The 15,901-nt window shown below is 66.8% G+C and carries 18 protein-coding genes; all 18 read left to right on the forward strand.

The window, feature by feature from the left end; translation table 11 throughout:
- Positions 1-9 precede the first annotated feature (9 nt).
- The 18 genes from VNM24_15965 to VNM24_16050 all read left to right on the forward strand — a co-directional run bounded on the left by VNM24_15965 (position 10) and on the right by VNM24_16050 (position 15,817).
- Positions 10-420, forward strand: coding sequence for a rhodanese-like domain-containing protein (locus tag VNM24_15965; protein HWQ40079.1), 411 nt, complete (start codon positions 10-12; stop codon positions 418-420).
- 1 nt (position 421) lies between these two features.
- Positions 422-721, forward strand: a complete 300-nt coding sequence (grxC, locus tag VNM24_15970) for a glutaredoxin 3 (GenBank protein HWQ40080.1) — start codon at positions 422-424, stop codon at positions 719-721.
- A complete protein-coding gene (secB, locus tag VNM24_15975; GenBank protein ID HWQ40081.1) occupies positions 718-1,173 on the forward strand; it encodes a protein-export chaperone SecB in 456 nt (151 codons plus the stop codon). Before grxC ends, secB begins: the two co-directional genes overlap by 4 nt.
- A 5-nt stretch (positions 1,174-1,178) precedes the next feature.
- Positions 1,179-1,607 carry an SH3 domain-containing protein gene (locus tag VNM24_15980; protein ID HWQ40082.1) on the forward strand — a complete coding sequence of 143 codons (429 nt, stop codon included), beginning with the start codon at positions 1,179-1,181 and terminating at the stop codon, positions 1,605-1,607.
- On the forward strand, positions 1,604-2,599 hold the full coding sequence (locus VNM24_15985; protein ID HWQ40083.1) for an NAD(P)H-dependent glycerol-3-phosphate dehydrogenase: 996 nt from the start codon (positions 1,604-1,606) through the stop codon (positions 2,597-2,599). Before VNM24_15980 ends, VNM24_15985 begins: the two co-directional genes overlap by 4 nt.
- A gap of 310 nt (positions 2,600-2,909) precedes the next feature.
- Positions 2,910-4,616 carry a GspE/PulE family protein gene (locus tag VNM24_15990; protein ID HWQ40084.1) on the forward strand — a complete coding sequence of 569 codons (1,707 nt, stop codon included), beginning with the start codon at positions 2,910-2,912 and terminating at the stop codon, positions 4,614-4,616.
- Complete coding sequence (locus VNM24_15995) at positions 4,613-5,842, forward strand: type II secretion system F family protein (protein HWQ40085.1); 1,230 nt, start codon at positions 4,613-4,615, stop codon at positions 5,840-5,842. Before VNM24_15990 ends, VNM24_15995 begins: the two co-directional genes overlap by 4 nt.
- A 4-nt stretch (positions 5,843-5,846) precedes the next feature.
- Positions 5,847-6,368, forward strand: coding sequence for a hypothetical protein (locus VNM24_16000; protein HWQ40086.1), 522 nt, complete (start codon positions 5,847-5,849; stop codon positions 6,366-6,368).
- Positions 6,369-6,378: 10 nt separating this feature from the next.
- Complete coding sequence (locus tag VNM24_16005; protein HWQ40087.1) at positions 6,379-6,906, forward strand: type II secretion system protein; 528 nt, start codon at positions 6,379-6,381, stop codon at positions 6,904-6,906.
- A gap of 77 nt (positions 6,907-6,983) precedes the next feature.
- Positions 6,984-7,376 carry a type II secretion system protein gene (locus tag VNM24_16010; protein HWQ40088.1) on the forward strand — a complete coding sequence of 131 codons (393 nt, stop codon included), beginning with the start codon at positions 6,984-6,986 and terminating at the stop codon, positions 7,374-7,376.
- Positions 7,377-7,408: 32 nt separating this feature from the next.
- Positions 7,409-7,894 (forward strand): prepilin-type N-terminal cleavage/methylation domain-containing protein, encoded by a 486-nt coding sequence (locus VNM24_16015; GenBank protein HWQ40089.1) that lies wholly within the window; start codon positions 7,409-7,411, stop codon positions 7,892-7,894.
- Positions 7,881-8,477, forward strand: a complete 597-nt coding sequence (locus VNM24_16020) for a type II secretion system protein (GenBank protein HWQ40090.1) — start codon at positions 7,881-7,883, stop codon at positions 8,475-8,477. Before VNM24_16015 ends, VNM24_16020 begins: the two co-directional genes overlap by 14 nt.
- Positions 8,474-9,334, forward strand: a complete 861-nt coding sequence (locus tag VNM24_16025) for a prepilin-type N-terminal cleavage/methylation domain-containing protein (GenBank protein ID HWQ40091.1) — start codon at positions 8,474-8,476, stop codon at positions 9,332-9,334. Before VNM24_16020 ends, VNM24_16025 begins: the two co-directional genes overlap by 4 nt.
- Before the next feature lie 34 nt (positions 9,335-9,368).
- Positions 9,369-9,767 carry an agglutinin biogenesis protein MshP gene (locus tag VNM24_16030; GenBank protein HWQ40092.1) on the forward strand — a complete coding sequence of 133 codons (399 nt, stop codon included), beginning with the start codon at positions 9,369-9,371 and terminating at the stop codon, positions 9,765-9,767.
- Positions 9,764-13,531: a DUF6701 domain-containing protein gene (locus tag VNM24_16035; GenBank protein ID HWQ40093.1), complete on the forward strand. Its 3,768-nt coding sequence runs from the start codon at positions 9,764-9,766 to the stop codon at positions 13,529-13,531. Before VNM24_16030 ends, VNM24_16035 begins: the two co-directional genes overlap by 4 nt.
- Before the next feature lie 83 nt (positions 13,532-13,614).
- A complete protein-coding gene (locus VNM24_16040; GenBank protein ID HWQ40094.1) occupies positions 13,615-14,544 on the forward strand; it encodes an agglutinin biogenesis protein MshI in 930 nt (309 codons plus the stop codon).
- Positions 14,541-15,173, forward strand: a complete 633-nt coding sequence (locus tag VNM24_16045; protein ID HWQ40095.1) for a PilN domain-containing protein — start codon at positions 14,541-14,543, stop codon at positions 15,171-15,173. Before VNM24_16040 ends, VNM24_16045 begins: the two co-directional genes overlap by 4 nt.
- Complete coding sequence (locus tag VNM24_16050; GenBank protein ID HWQ40096.1) at positions 15,173-15,817, forward strand: hypothetical protein; 645 nt, start codon at positions 15,173-15,175, stop codon at positions 15,815-15,817. Before VNM24_16045 ends, VNM24_16050 begins: the two co-directional genes overlap by 1 nt.
- Positions 15,818-15,901: the final 84 nt, after the last annotated feature.

The following is a 15,901-nucleotide window of genomic DNA, read 5'->3' on the forward strand; positions in this document are numbered from 1 at the left end:
GCGGTTCTCTTGGAGTTCGTCCAGAACAACATCTGGCTTTTTCTCATCGCCACGATCAGCGGCGGGATGCTGATCTGGCCGTGGATCGCGAAGCGCCTCAGCGGTGCGCGCGAGGTCGGGCCGCTGGAAGCGGTGCAGTTGATCAATCGCAAGGATGCCGTGGTCCTCGACGTGCGCGAGCCCGGCGAATACAGCTCAGGCCACATCGTGGGGGCCCGGAATTTTCCCTTGGCGGCGATCGAGAAGCGCGCCAAGGACCTCGAGAAATTCAAGAGCAGGCCGGTGCTCATCGCCTGCGCCACCAGCACGCGTTCCCACGCCGCCTTCAATGCGCTGAAGAAACTCGGATTCAACGAGCTGTATGTCCTGGCGGGCGGCATGAACGCATGGCAGCAGGCCAATATGCCGGTGGAAAAGTAAAGTGAAGTGCGCCGTGCGGATGTACTGTACGGCCTACTGCCCGTACTGCCTGATGGCCGAACGCCTGCTGCGCGCGAAAGGGGTGGTGGAAATTCAGAAGATCCGCGTGGATCTCGACCCGGAGCTGCGCATGGAGATGATGGAACGGACGGGGCGGCGCACGGTACCGCAGATCTACATCGGCGAATTTCACGTCGGGGGTTTTGAGGAGCTGTCCGCGCTCGACCGCAGCGGGAGGCTCGCACCCCTGCTCGACGGCTGGCACGCCGGGTCGCAGGGCAACGCAAAGGAAAGCAAATGAGCGAGCAAGACAACCAGCCGACCTTTTCGATCGAGAAACTGTTCGTCAAGGATCTTTCGCTGGAGGTGCCGAACGCGCCGCGTATCTACCTCGAGCGCGAAGCGCCGCAGATCGAGGTGTCGATGAACAACGCAGCGAACCGCATCGACGAGAACTTCTTCGAGGTGGTGCTCACGGTCACCGTGACCGCCAAGGTCAAGGACAAGACCGTCTTTCTCGTGGAGGCGAGCTACGGGGGCGTTTTCCAGATCCGCAATATCGCGCCAGCGGACCTCGACCCGGTGCTGGGCGTGACCTGCCCGAACATTCTTTATCCGTACCTGCGCGAAGTCATCTCGGATACGGTGTCGCGCGCCGGATTCCCGCCCGTGATCCTGCACCCGATGAACTTCGAGGCGATCTACCAGGCGCGGCGCCAGCAATCGCAGAGCGCGGCCGGCACGACCCACTAGCGGCCATGCGAGGGCTGATCGGAATCGTGCTTGCGGCCTGGGCGCTGCCCGTGGCGGCGATCGAGTTCCGCTCGGTGGCGGAGCCCGCCGTCATCCTCTACGACGCACCGTCCAAAGACTCGGCACGGCTGTTCGTCTTGTCGCGCGACTACCCGGTGGAGGTGATCATCGGCACCGACGGCTGGGTGCGCGTGCGCGACGACAGCGGCGCCTTCGGCTGGGTCGAAGCGAAGAGCCTTTCGAACCGGCGCACGGTCATGGTGAAGACACCGGCGGAAGCTCGCCAGGCACCGAACGACAGTGCTCCCGCAGTCTTCAAGGCCGAGCAGGGCCTGGTTCTGGAACTTCAGACGATCGTCGGCGGATGGGCGCAGGTGCGCCACCGCGATGGCGCCAGCGGCTATCTGAAACTCTCGCAGCTCTGGGGCGTATGAGACTCGCGGTGCTGGGCGCAGGCGCCTGGGGCACCGCACTCGCCGTGGCGCAGAGCGAGCGGCACCGCGTCAGCCTTTGGTGTCGCGATCCCGGGCAGGCTTCGCAGTTGCGCGCCCGAAGCGAGAACGCACGCTACCTGCCAGGCATAAGGTTGCCGCCTTCGGTCACGGTGACTTCACGTCTGGCCGAAGCGCTGGACGATGTGCAACTGATCGTGGCGGCCACGCCCGTGGCCGGTCTGCGCGACGCGTTGGGGCAGGTGGCCGGCAGTGGCGTGCGTTGCGACGTGATCTGGGTGTGCAAGGGCTTCGAGACGGGCACGAATCGTCTGCCCCACGAGATCGCGGCCGCGACGCTGCCAAGAGCCTCGCGCTCCGGAGTGCTTTCCGGGCCGAGCTTTGCCGAGGAGGTGGCGCGCGGGCTGCCCACTGCCGTCACGCTCGCCTCCGCCGACGGCGCCTTCGCTGCGGAAGCGGCGCTGGCCTTGCACACCGGGAGACTGCGCGTGTACTCGAGCGAAGATCTGGTCGGCGTCGAGATCGGCGGCGCAGTCAAGAACGTGATCGCAATCGCCGCCGGCATCTGCGACGGCCTGGCGCTCGGCCACAGCGCGCGCGCGGCGCTGGTGACCCGCGGCCTGGCGGAAATCACCCGCTTCGGGCTGCGGCTGGGCGGACGTCTGGAGACGTTCATGGGCCTGTCGGGCATCGGCGATCTTGCGCTCACATGCACCAGCGATCTTTCCAGAAACCGGCGAGTCGGGCTCGCTCTGGCGCGAGGTCAGCCGCTCGACCGGGTGCTGGCTTCGCTCGGCCACGTTGCAGAAGGCGTGCTCACGGCCCGGGAGGTACTGCGTGTCGCGCAGGCCCTGTCGATCGATATGCCGATCACGCGCGCCGTGACGCGGGTGCTCTCCGGGCAGATTTCGCCGCTCGATGCCGTGCAGGAGCTGCTCCAGCGCGAGCCCAAGGCGGAGCAGGTCGGCCGGTAGCGGCTTGCCCCGGCACTGCCCCGGGTCTCTGTAAGTAGGCACTCGCTGTTTATTCCTTGCACTGTTCAAGCCCCTCGGCGCAACCTGGATGCCTTGCCATCGCCCGATGGTGAAAGGCGGCAATGGCAAAGCCGGCCACCCAGCCGGCAATCGGTGCGTGCGAGCGGACTGGGGCCCCCTTTGCGCCAGAGCGACGGGACACCCCCGACATGAAACTTGCGTACTTGCAAGCAGATCGGAAACAGTTTACTTTGCGAATTCAAAAGCCTGTAGCGTATAACTTAGCTTTTACTTAAAGAAAGCCCCTTGGATGGGCCGGCCTGAGAAAATCCGCCTCGGCGAGATTCTCCTGCAGCAGGGATTGCTGACGCACGAGCAATTGCAGAGCGCGCTCACCGAACAGAAGCGCAGCGGGCGCCGGCTGGGGCGGGTGCTGATCGACAACGGCTATCTCTCCGAGGATCAGATCGGTGACGCCCTTGCGCGCCAGCTCCGGATCCCTTTCATCGACCTGAAACATTTCAACCTCCGGCCGGAAGTGGCCACGCGTCTGCCGGAGACCCTGGCGCGCCGCTTTCGCGCGCTGGTGCTGGAGGACGACGGTCAAGCGTGCCGCGTGGGCATGGCCGATCCCACCGACCTCTTTGCCTACGACGAGATCGCACGCGTGCTCAGGCGCGACATCCAGCTTGCGGTGGTCAGCGAATCCTTGCTGCTGCAGACCATCGACAACCTCTACCGGCGCACCGAGGAGATCAGCGGGCTCGCCCAGGAACTGGGCGCGGAGCTGGGCGAGACCCTGATCGATCTGGGGGGGATCGGTCCGACGCCCGGGATCGAGGACGCGCCGGTGGTCAAGCTGCTGCAGACGGTGTTCGAGGACGCCGTGCAGGTGCGGGCCTCCGACATTCACATCGAGCCGCAGGACAAGAGGCTGCAGATTCGCTTTCGCATCGACGGGGTGCTGCACATCCAGACCGAAGCGGACGCGAAGATCGCGTCTGCGCTGGTGCTGCGCCTGAAGCTCATGTCCGGTCTGGATATCTCGGAGAAGCGCCTGCCGCAGGACGGGCGTTTCAACGTCAAGGTGCGCGCCGCGCAGATCGACGTGCGCATCTCGACCATGCCCACGCAGCACGGGGAAGCCGTGGTCATGCGGCTGCTCAACCAATCCAGCGGAATCCTGAAGCTGGACAAGATCGGCATGCCGCCCGCGATGCTGCAGCGGCTGCGCCGCATCATTCATCGCCCGAGCGGCATGGTGCTCGTCACCGGTCCGACGGGCAGTGGAAAGACCACGACGCTGTACGCGGCGCTGGAGGAACTCAACACCCCGGAGCGCAAGATCATCACGGTCGAGGACCCGGTGGAGTACCGCTTGCCGGGAATCACCCAGGTTCAGGTGCACGAGAAGATCGAGCTGACCTTCGGGCGCATCCTGCGCACCGCCCTGCGCCAGGATCCGGATGTGATCCTGGTCGGCGAGATGCGCGACCAGGGCACCGTCGAGACCGGGCTGCGCGCGGCGATCACAGGGCATCTGGTGTTCTCGACCCTGCACACCAACGACTCGATCAGCACGCCGATCCGCCTGCTCGACATGGGGGCGCCGCGCTACATGGTGGCCATGTCACTGCAAGTCGTCGTCGCCCAGCGCTTGGTGCGGCTGGTGTGCGAAACCTGCGGCGAGGCGCACCGCCCCACCGCGCAGGAACACGAATGGTTGCGCGCCAGCTTGGGCGTCCGCGCCGAAACAGGTCGGTTCCGCAAGGGGCGCGGCTGCACGCAGTGCAACGGCACCGGTTACCTGGGCCGTACCGGCGTCTACGAGATGCTGGAAATGACCCGGCCGGTGGTCGAAGCCGCCAACCAGCCGGACCCGGCGGCCTTCCTGGTTGCGGCGCGCCGCCAGATCGAAGGCGAGACGCTGATGGACCACGCGATGGCTTTGGCGCTGGAAGGGCGCACCACCATCGAAGAGGCGATGCGGGTGAGCACCCAGCTCGACGAATCGTGAGCCACTTCGCCTACAAGGGACGCAACGCCGAGGGGCAGCTCGTGCAGGGTGTGCTGGAAGCCGCCGACTCGGGTGCCGCGGCCGCTCAACTCTTCGACAGCGGTGTCACGCCGGTCGAGATCGCCGCGACCCGGGGTCCGCGCCGCCGCGCGAGCGGCGGTTTCCTGCAGCGGCTCACCGAGCGCCCGGTGATGCACGAAGATCTCCTGCTCTTCAGCCGGCAGATGTACACGCTGCTCAAGGCCGGTGTGCCGATCATGCGTGCGCTGGGCGGACTGCAGGAGTCGACCACCAATCCCACCTTCCGCCACACGCTGCAGAGCGTGCGCGAGAATCTCGACGCCGGCCGGCCACTGTCCGTGGCGCTGCAGCGCCAGCACGGGGTGTTTTCCCCGTTCTATGTGGCGATGATCTACGTGGGCGAGACCACCGGGCGACTGGAGGAGATTTTTCTGCGCCTCTTCCACCACCTGGAGTTCCAGGAGTTCATGCGCCGGCAGGTCCGCTCCGCGCTACGCTACCCCACCATCGTGCTCGTGACCATGGCGCTCGCCATCGTGATCGTGAACCTGTTCGTGATCCCGGCCTTCGCCAGGGTCTATGCCGGGTTCGACACCGAGCTGCCGTTGCTCACGCGCGGCCTGATCGCCTTCTCCGAATTCATGCAGGCGACCTGGTGGCTCCAGGGACTCGGCCTGGTGGCTGCGGTTGCCGGTTTCCGCGCCTGGATCCGAAGCGAGCGCGGGCGGTTGATCTGGGACCAGGTCAAGCTGCGCGTTCCGGTCGCCGGCAAGATCGTGCTCAAGGCAGCGCTGGCGCGCTTCGCGCGCAGTTTCGCGCTCGCGATCCGCAGCGGCGTGCCGATCGTGCAGGGCCTCACGCTGGTTGCGCAGACGGTGGACAACGCCCACATCGGAGGTCGCATCGAACGCATGCGCGAAGGTGTGGAGCGCGGCGAGTCGGTGCTGCGCACCGCGGCGGGCGCCGGCATCTTCACCCCGGTGGTGCTGCAGATGATGATGGTGGGAGAAGAATCCGGCGCGCTCGACGACATGATGGGCGAGATCGCGGACATGTATCAGCGTGAGGTCGAATACGATCTGAAGACCCTGGGCGCGCAGATCGAGCCCATCCTGATCGTGGGCCTGGGCGTGCTCGTGCTGCTGCTCGCGCTGGGCGTGTTCCTGCCGATCTGGGACCTCGGCCAGGCGGCGCTCAAGCGATGACGCGATGCGCAATTCGACTGCCGTACGACGTCAGGTCGGCGCCAGCCGCTTCGAACTGCTGCTGGCCGTGTCCATCATCGCCATCGTGGCCGGTGTGCTGCTCGAACGGTTGGCCTTCTACCAGGAATATGCCGAAAAGGTCGCGATGGATTTGACCATTGCAGCGATGCGCGCCGGGCTGCGCTCCCGAGTCGCCGACCTGCTCATCGCGGATCGCGTGTCGGAGATTTCGACACTGGCGGAAGAAAACCCCGTGCGCTGGCTCGATCGCGAACCGGGGAACTACCTCGGTGAGCTCGATGGGCCGCCGCAAGAGGAGCCGCGGGGCAAATGGTACTTCGACCGCGGGCGTCAGGAACTCGTCTACACGGCGAACAACCGGCGGTTCTTCACGCCTTCGGTCTATCGCGACTACACGGTGCGCCTGCGGGCGATGCGCATCCAGGCGCGCGTGGTTCCGGCCGGGAAGAAAGCGGAGCCGGAGTGGGTGGCACTGGTGATCGTCAACGATTACCGCTGGTTCTAGGGTGTTTGGCATGCAAGCTGCACGCGCATTCACTGAAGTCGAAGCACTCGACAGGGGGTTTGAACGAATGAAACGTCAGGCAAAGGGGTTCACGCTGATCGAGTTGGTGGTGACGCTGTCGGTCATAGCCATCCTCGCGGCGCTCGCGCTGCCGCGCTATATCGCGCTGCAGGTTCAGGCACGCGAAGGAAAAGCGCAGGCGATCTTCGGCGGCATCCGCTCGGCGGCCGCGCTGGCCCATGCACAAGCGTTGACCACGAACACCACGACCAACGGCGCCGCGACCGTGTTCATGGAAGGGCAGGCAGTGAACCTGATCCACGGCTATCCGACCGCGGACAACCTCGGGATTCTCGCGGCGTTGCAACTCGACCCGACCAACGACCAGGTGACGCTATCGGGCGGCGGCGCGGCCGCCGGCAGCACGCTGAGAATCGACATCAACGGCGGCACCGCGGGCCAGTGCTCGGTGATCTACACCTCGCCTGCCGCGCCGAATACCTCGCCCGTCTTCAACATCGACGTCAGCCAGTGCTGATGGACGTTTTTCGCAGCACCCATCCAGTCGCTTCAACGCATCGACTCGTCTCTATGTCTTCAACCACGGAGTAGCCAATGAACGTCAAGCAGAGCGGTTTCACCCTCATCGAGCTGGTGGTGGTCATCATCATCTTGGGCATCCTGGCCGCGACGGCCCTGCCCAAGTTCATCAACCTGCAGAACGAGGCGCAAATCGCGGCGGCCCAGGGCGTGGCCGGTTCGGTCAATGCAGCGACCGCGCTGAACTACGCCGCGCGCCGCGTCAGCGCCACCGCGGGCGCCGCGATCAACGCGTGCAACGATGCCGACATCCCGAACCTGATCCAGGGCGGCCTTCCCGCGGGCTACTCTCTGGCGGCCGGGGCGACCTGCACCGGCGCCCAGCAGACCGGTGGCGACGTGATTAGCTGCACCTTGAACGCGCCCAACAGCGTGAGCGTCAGCGCGGTCGTGGTCTGCTCCAACTAGGGTTGCCGGGCAGGCGCCGGCACGCGACCCGCGTGCCGGCGCCTCCAAGGGCGAACGACAGCGTGGATCGGGGCGGACAACGTGGATTCACGCTGACCGAGCTGGTCGTGGTCATCGTCGTGACCGCGATCCTCGCGGTCGCGATCGGGGCGCGCTTCCTGTCCCGTTCCACGTTCGAGGCGCGCGGCGCCTTCGATCAGGCGCAGGCGCTGGTGCGCTATGCCCAGAAGGTCGCCATCGCCCAGCGCCGCAGCGTGTTCGTGGTCCTCAGCGCGGGATCCCTGGCGGCCTGTTTCGATGCGGGCTGCGTCGATCCGGTGAAGGATCCGGGTCGCGGCGGCGCGCTCGTGATCGTGCCGCCGACGGGCGGAAGCTTCGCGATCGCCCCGTCGGCGTTCAGCTTCGACGGCCTCGGCCGGCCGGCGCCGGACGCAGCCCACACGGTGTCGGTTTCGGTCAGCGGCGAAGGCAGCCGCAGCTTCACGATCGAGCGCGAGACCGGCTATGTGCATCCCTGATCGCGCCGGCCGAGAGAGCGGCGACAGGCCGCAGCGTGCCGCGGGTGGAATCACGCTGGTCGAGCTGCTGGTCTTCATCGTGATCGTTTCGGTGGGGCTGGCGGGCGTGCTCGGCGTGTTCAACACCGTCGTGCGCAGAAGCGCGGATCCCCTCGTGACCAAGCAGCTCACCGCCGTTGCGGAGGCGCTGCTGGAGGAAGTTCAGCTCATGCCGTTCACATTCTGCGATCCGGACGATCCCAACGCCGCGACCGCGACCTCCACCGCCAGCTGTACGGTGGTGGAAGGCCTGGGACCGGAGGGCGCGGAGACCCGCGGGGGCAACATCACGCCGTTGGACAACGTCAGCGACTATCGGCTCGCCGGCGGCCCGCTCACGATCGATCCGCTGACCGACATCGCAGGCAATGCGATACCGGGTCTCGCCGGCTATTCGGCATCGATCGACGTGCAGCAATTGAGCCTGAACGGCATCCCAGCCAGCGAATCGCTCGCCATTACCGTGACGGTCAGCGGTCCCGGCGGGCAGTCCTTCGCGTTGTCCGGGTTCCGGACCCGTTACTCACCGAGGTCGGTGCCGTGAGACGGCTCGGGTTTGCTTCCTCGCCGGCGCAGCCTGCCCGCGCCCCCCGAGGATTCACCCTGACCGAAGCGATCATCGTGATCGCGATCGTGGCGATCATCGCGGCGGTGATCGCCGTGTTCGTGCGCGCGCCGGTGCAGGGTTATGTGGCGAGCGCCAGCCGTGCCGAACTGGCCGATGCCGCGGATACCGCGCTGCGCCGCATCGTGCGCGATCTGCGAGCGGCCCTGCCCAACAGCGTGCGAACGCTCTCGCCTTGCGCGCCGGCCACGGCCTGCCTCGAATTCATCCCGGTGGTGGCGGGAGCGCGTTACCGCGCGGAGCGCACCGGAGCCGGGGCCGGCAACCCGCTGGATTTCTCCGCTGCCGATACCTCGTTCGACATCGTAGGGCCGGGCATCGATCTGCCGGCGGGCGCTTTGTGGGTGGTGGTGTACAACCTCGGGCTTCCCGGGGCCGATGCCTATTCCGGCGCAGCGACGGTGGGCGACGTGCGCCGCGCCTATTCCGGTGCGAGCGGTGCGGTCTCGACGATCAACATGGTCTCGGTGCAGCGCCTGCCGTTCGACTCGCCGGCGCGCCGTTTCCAGGTCGTGCAGCAGCCGGTGACCTATCAGTGCGACCTTGCCCTGGGGCAACTCGTGCGCGTGTGGAACTACGGCTTCATCAGCGCGCAAGGCAGCCGGTCGAGCGCAGACAGCGCACTGCTCGCCGACAAGGTGACCGGCTGTTCATTCGACTACTCGGCGCAGAACGTCGCGCAACGGGCCGGCGCCGTACTGATCTCCTTGCAGCTTGCCGCGAGCGGGGAGACCGTCAGCCTCGCGGTGCAGGCCCACGTCAGCAATGTGCCCTGAGCGCACGGCATGCAAACGCTCCCGCGGTTTCGCGTTGGCGACCGCGGTCTTCATTCTGGTGATCCTGGCCGCGCTGGCCGCGTTCCTGCTGAGCTTGAGCAATCTGGAGCAGGGACGCGGCACGCTCGACGTGCAGGGTGCCAAGGCGTACCAGGCGGCCCGGGCCGGCGTGGAATGGGGCGCATACCGGGTGCTGCGCGACAACAGTTGCGCGGCGAGCACCTCGTTCGCACTTCCGGCCGGCCTCTCAGAGTTCACGGTGACGGTGCAGTGTTCGGACACGGCCTACGACGAGTCCGGATCGACCGGGCACGTCTATCTCATCACCGCGACGGCCTGCAATCAGCCAAGCGGCGCGAGCTGCCCAGGGCTGCGCGGCCAGTTCTACGTGGAACGGCAGTTGCAAGCCACCGTGGACAGGCCCGGACCATGATCGCCGTCATGCGCTCCGTCACCACCGAATCGCCACGAATCCCTGTCCCGCAGGGTATCCTCGCGGCGCGCTCGCGAGGCTCGTCGACCGCGCCGGGCAGAAGTTGCGGCCGGGGCGCGGCGCCGTGCGCGAGCGGTCGCGCTGCCTGGTGGCTGGCGCTGATCGGCGTCGCGTTGTCCGCAGCTTCGGCGCAGGCGCAGATCGCCTTCCGCGGCGCGGCTTCGGCAGCGGTGCCCGAATCCTCGACCATCGCTTACGGCGGGCAGGGTGCTTTCGCGACGCGCGGAAACTGCGGCTCGATCAGCCCGTCGCTGCCGGCGGGGACTGCCGCGGGAGATCTGCTCGTGGCCCTGGTGGCTTCCGGCGCTTCGCCCACGCTTTCCATGCCCGGCTGGAACGTGCTTTTCCAGCACAACCCGGTCGGCACGCTGACCTCGGCCATTTACTGGCGGATCGCCACCGGCGGCGACCCCAACACGATCACCCAGTCGGGCACCTGCAACGTGCTCGCCGCGCGCATCTCGCGCTTCACCGGAGTCGATGCGCTCAGCCCGTTCATGACGGCGCCGCTGGCGGGCACGAACTGGTCCTACCAGAACGCGAACACCGTCACCACCGGCAGCGAGACGACGAACTACTCCGGAGCGATGCTGGTCGCGACCGCGCACAGCACCGATGACGATACGTTCGGTGCACTCGGCGGCTTCACGCAGGCCTATACCTCGCGCACAACGACCGGCAATGACGTGGCCATAGCGCTGTATTACGCCAGTCAGACCGGGCCGGGCAGCGCGGGACCGTACACGATTACCAAGGACCGGGGCTCGGATCCCAACCACGGCACGGTGTTCGCGCTGCGCGCCAAGAACACACGGCTCACGATCAACGTGCCGGCGGGCACGGTGGCCAACGACGTCATGATCGCGTCGGTCACGGTGCGCCCCTGCAGCAGCGCCAGCGGGGGCGCCTGCACCATGGCCGTCACTGCGCCGGCGGGCTGGACGCTGGTCGATCAGGTGGATCAGACCACCGGTGGAGGCACCGGCGGCTTCGGCAATCGCCTGTTCGTCTACCGCAGGGTTGCGGCCGGAGCGGAGCCCGCCAGCTATACCTGGCTGATCAATGGACCGCCGGCACAAAACGGCGCGGCGGGCGGCATCGTCTCCTTCTCCGGAGTGGACAACGCGAGCCCGATCATCACATCCGTGGGACAGGCCACCGCTTCCTCGACCTCCCATGCCGCGCCGAGCCTCGACGTCGGAACGGTAGCCAATGCCTGGCTGCTGACGACCCATTCGTCGAACTCCTCGAGCTTCTGGACTCCGCCCGCCGGAATGACGGAGCGCGTGGACATCGCCTCGCTTGCACCGCCGGATGATCTCGGACTGTCCATCCAGATAAACACGGAGCTGCTGGCGGGCACCGGGGCGACCGGAACGCGAACCGCGAGCTATGCCGCGCCCGCGCCCGCCGCCGACTCCGGCGCCACCCACGCGCTGGCGCTGCGTCCGGCGCCCACGCTCGACCACTTCTCGATCTCGCACAGCGCAAGCGGCGTGGCGTGCGAGGACCAGACCATCACCATCACCGCGCACAATGCCAGCCACAATCCGGTAAGCGCCAACGGCCTGACGGTTGCGCTGTCCACCAGCAACGGGCGGGGCACGTGGACCGGCATCGTGGCGGGCGGTGGCGCGCTCTCCGATCCGACCGCGGGCGACGGAGCGGCCACGTATACCTTTGCGGCCGGCTCCAATTCGGTCAGTCTGACCTTCCGCTATGCGAACCTCGCCACTGCTTCGGAAACCTTCAGCTTCAACGTCTCGGGCGGCGGTTTCTCGGAATCCAGCGGCAGCGCCAACGCCGGCGACGATCCGCCCTTCACCATGGCGCAGGCCGGGTTCCAGTTCCGCAACGTCACCGACGCGACGACGCTCATCCCCGCCCAGATCGCCGCCAAGCCATCGAATGCCGGCTTTGGCGCCAGGACCATCCGCCTGCGCGCGATTCGCACCGACACGGCGACGGGCGCCTGCACCGGTCTGTTCGGCAGCCAGTCGCGCACCGTCGATTTGGGGGCGGAGTGCAACAATGCTGCGTCGTGCGCCGGCCGCCAGGTCAACATCAACGGCACGAACATCGCGACGAGCAACGACAACGGCGGCGCCGGCGCGGCGGCCTATACCGGCATCTCGCTGGCGTTCAATGCCTCGTCGGAAGCCGATCTCTCGATCACCTACCCGGACGCCGGGCGAATGTTGCTGCACGCGCGCTACGACCTGGACACCGCGGTCGCGGGTTTCGAGATGACGGGCGCCTCGAACCCATTTGCCGTGCGGCCCTTCGCGTTCCATCTGAGCGGACCGGGTATTCCCGGCGTGACCGGTCCGGCGGGCTCGGTGTTCAAAAAAGCCGGCGAGAACTTCGACGTGACGGTGACTGCGGTCGGCTGGCAAGCCGGTGACGACGCCAACAACGACGGCATGCCGGACAGCGGTGCGAACCTGGCCGACAACCTCGTGCTGCCCAACTTCGGACAGGAAACGCCGGCGGAGAGCGTGACATTGACCCATACACTGGTGGCTCCGGCGGGCGGCGCGTCGGGCAGTCTGACTGGAGCCCTGTTCTCAGGCTTCGCCGGCGGTTCCCGGACCAACGCCATGTCCTGGAGCGAGGTGGGCAGCATCGCGCTGGATGCTGCCCTGACCGGCGGCAATTACCTCGGCGATGGCGGGAATGCGGTCGGCACTGTTGGTCCGCTCGGCCGCTTCATTCCGGACCATTTCTTCCTCGCGCCGGGTGCAACGCTGACCAACCGCGCCGCGCTCGCGTGCGCGCCGGCATCGAGCTTCACGTATCTGGGCGAAAGGCTGGGCCTGTCTTTCACCCTGCAGGCGCGCAACAGCGCGAATGCCGTGACCCAGAATTACGGCACCGCCAACGGTTTCGCGAAGCTCGATCCGGCGACCGTCGCTCAGCTCGGATTGGGGGCGCTTTCGGGGACGACCGACCTGACTGCGCGCATCGGGTCGCCCGCGGCGAGCGGAAGCTTCGTGTTCGGCGCGGCGAGCATCGGCGCCACGCTCGCCATCGATCGTGCAGCCGCGCCCGACGGACCCTACGTCGCGACCCGTATCGGCATCGCGCCCGCGGATTCCGATGCGGTACGCCTGCGCGCGTCGGACTACGACATGGACGTCGACGGCGCCGGGGGCAACGACCATCAGCAGGTGGGTGCGAATACCGAAGTGCGCTTCGGACGGCTGCGCAGTTTCAACGCCTCGGGCACCACACTGCTCGATCTTCCGCTGCGTCTGGAGACCCAGCACTACACCGGTACCGGGTTCGTGCGCAACTCCGCCGACAGTTGCACGCGACTGGATGCCACTGCGATCGGCATCGACAACGCGACATCGAACCTGGTCCCGATCGCCGATTGCAAGACCGCGCTGAGGATCGACAGCGCTCAGATCCAGTTCCAGAACGGCCAGCTCGCCAGCGGCGTGAATCTGCGACTGCTCAAGCCGGGCGGCGCCTATAACGGCAGCGTGAATCTGACGGTGAATCTGGGCGCCGCAACCAGCGTCGCGAAGACCTGCACCAGTCAGGGTCCGGCCGGTTACGTCGATGCCACGAGCGCAAATCTCCCGTATCTCAGGAGCAACTGGGGCAGTGGCGCTTTCGACGATGACCCGGTTTCGCGGGCGACTTTCGGAATCTACCGGAATGCCGACGAGTTCATTTACTTCCGCGAGATCTACTAGGACGGGCTGCGGTCGCGGATTATTCATTGACGACAAGGGTTTATTCGTCTATTTTCGCGCCACAATTAAACTCCGGAAACGAGATGCTCGGGCGTAAAAGAAGCTCCGGTCTGACAGCGGTTCATCTGCAGTCCGATCGGGTGGACGTGGCGCGCATCGCGCGCACTGGCCTGCGGCCCAGGGTCGAGCTGTGCACCTCCTTCCCCAACCGGGGAAACGAACTGGAGACGCTTTCCCAGGCACGCAAGCGCCTGCACCTCGACCGCCATCGCTGCGCGACACTGCTCCCAAGTACAGACTACCGCCTGCAACTGCTGGAGGCGCCCAATGTCCCGGAGCCGGAGATCAAGGCGGCGACTCGTTGGCGGCTGAAGGACGCCCTGGATTATCCGGTCGATGCGGCGACGGTGGACGTCTTCTTCGTCCCTTCCGATCCCGCTGCCCCGACCCGGGCGCGCTTGCTCTATGCGGTGGCCGCGTCGAACGAAAGAATCGGCGCCTGCATGAATCTCTTCGCTCAGGCCCGGCTGCCACTCGCGGTCATCGACATTCCGGAGATGGCACAGCGCAACCTTGCGGCATTGTTCGAGGTCGAGCGCCGTGCGCTGGCGCTGCTCTCGTTCACGGAACAGCGCGGACTGCTCACTTTTACCTGCGGCGGCGAGTTGTACGTGGCGCGGACGATCGAAACCGGCCTCGCGGCCATGGCAGCGGCTCAAGGAGACCTGAGGGCGCAACTGTTCGAACGCATCGTGCTGGAGGTGCAACGCTCGCTCGATCATTTCGAGCGCCAGTTCAGCGCGCTGCCGGTGGCCAGGCTGCTGCTCGCTCCGATGCCCGAAGAGGTCGGGCTGCATGCCCATCTGGCGCAAAACCTCTACGTTCCGGTCGAGGTGGCGCGGCTCGAGGCGGTGCTGGACCTGCAAGAGGTGCCCGACCTGGCTGTGCCGGAGAATCAGTCCCGAAGCTTTCTGGCGCTCGGCGCGGCGCTCAGGGAAGAGGCGCTGCAGTGACCCAGCAGATCAATCTCTACAATGCGGCGCTGGAGAAGAAGCGCGAACTTCTCTCGCTGCCTGGACTGGTGATCGTCTGGGGATGCGCTGTGCTGCTCGTGGCGCTCGCGGCGGCACTCGCCAGCCTCAGAGTGTCGGCACTCGGCGCCGAACTCCAGAAGGAGGCTGCAGCACGCACCGCGGCGCAGACCGAGTTGAGTCGCTTGTCGGCTCAGGTCGGCTCGCGTCAGCGCGATCCGGCGCTCGCGGCCGCGGCTGCGCGCCTCGAAGCAGAGCTCGCCGGTCGCCAGGAAGTGATGCGCACGCTGCGCGGAGGGATCATCGGCAACACGGACGGGTTCTCCGAATACATGCGGGCATTCGCCCGGCAGTCGTTCGAAGGCGTGTGGCTGACCCGTTTCCGGCTCGCCGGCGCCGGGCAGGACGTGGTCCTCGAAGGGCGTGCATTGAGTCCGGAACTGGTGCCCGACTACGTGCAACGGCTCAATCGCGAAGCGATGCTCAAGGGCCACGCATTCGCCGAGCTGCAGATGCAGCGTCCCGCGGCCGAGACGGGGGAAGCGCCACCCTACATCGAGTTCCGGCTCGCGACGATGCCGTCGGCGACCGGGCGCGGGGAGCAGCCGTGATGGCGCAGTGGCGCGCGCTGGAGGATCGCTTCGCGCGGCTGGCGCGGCGCGAGAAGCTGGTGATCCTGCTCGGCGGCGTCTTGGCCATCCTGGCTCTTGGCGTCTCCGCGGTCGAGAGCCGGTTCAAGCAGGCAGCGCAGCTGCACAAACAGGTGTCGCAGGCCCGCGCCGACGCGGCCGCCGCGCGCGCCCAGGCTGCGGAGATGGTTCGGCGGCTGGCGCAGGACCCCGACGCCGACACGCGAGCCCGCATCGCGGAACTGCGTAGCCAGATCGAGCGCCTCGACGCGGAAGTCAAAGGCGTGCATCGCGGCCTGGTCGCGCCACAGCGCATGGCGGCGGTGCTCGAAGAGATGCTCACCCGCAACCGGCGGGTGCGCCTGATCAGCCTCAAGACCCTGCCGGTGACCGGCTTGCTGGAAGCAAGCGACCCGCAGGCCGAGCGCAACGTCTACAAGCACGGGCTGGAGATGACTCTGCAGGGCAGCTACCTGGATCTGCTCGACTATGTCGCCCGGCTGGAGAAACTGCCGGTGCAGATGTTCTGGGGCCAGGCGACGATGGACGCCACCGCTTACCCGAGAGTGCGTCTGGTCGTCACCGTGTACACGCTGTCGCTGGACAAGCAGTGGCTCGTGGTGTGATGCGACGTCACGCGCCGCGCGTCCTGCTCTTCTGGTGTGCGTTGTTCGCCGCCGCGGCGGGGCAGGCGCAGCAGCTGCGCGACC

This window comes from Burkholderiales bacterium (assembly GCA_035560005.1).
Classification (GTDB): domain Bacteria; phylum Pseudomonadota; class Gammaproteobacteria; order Burkholderiales; family Eutrophovitaceae; genus DASRFY01.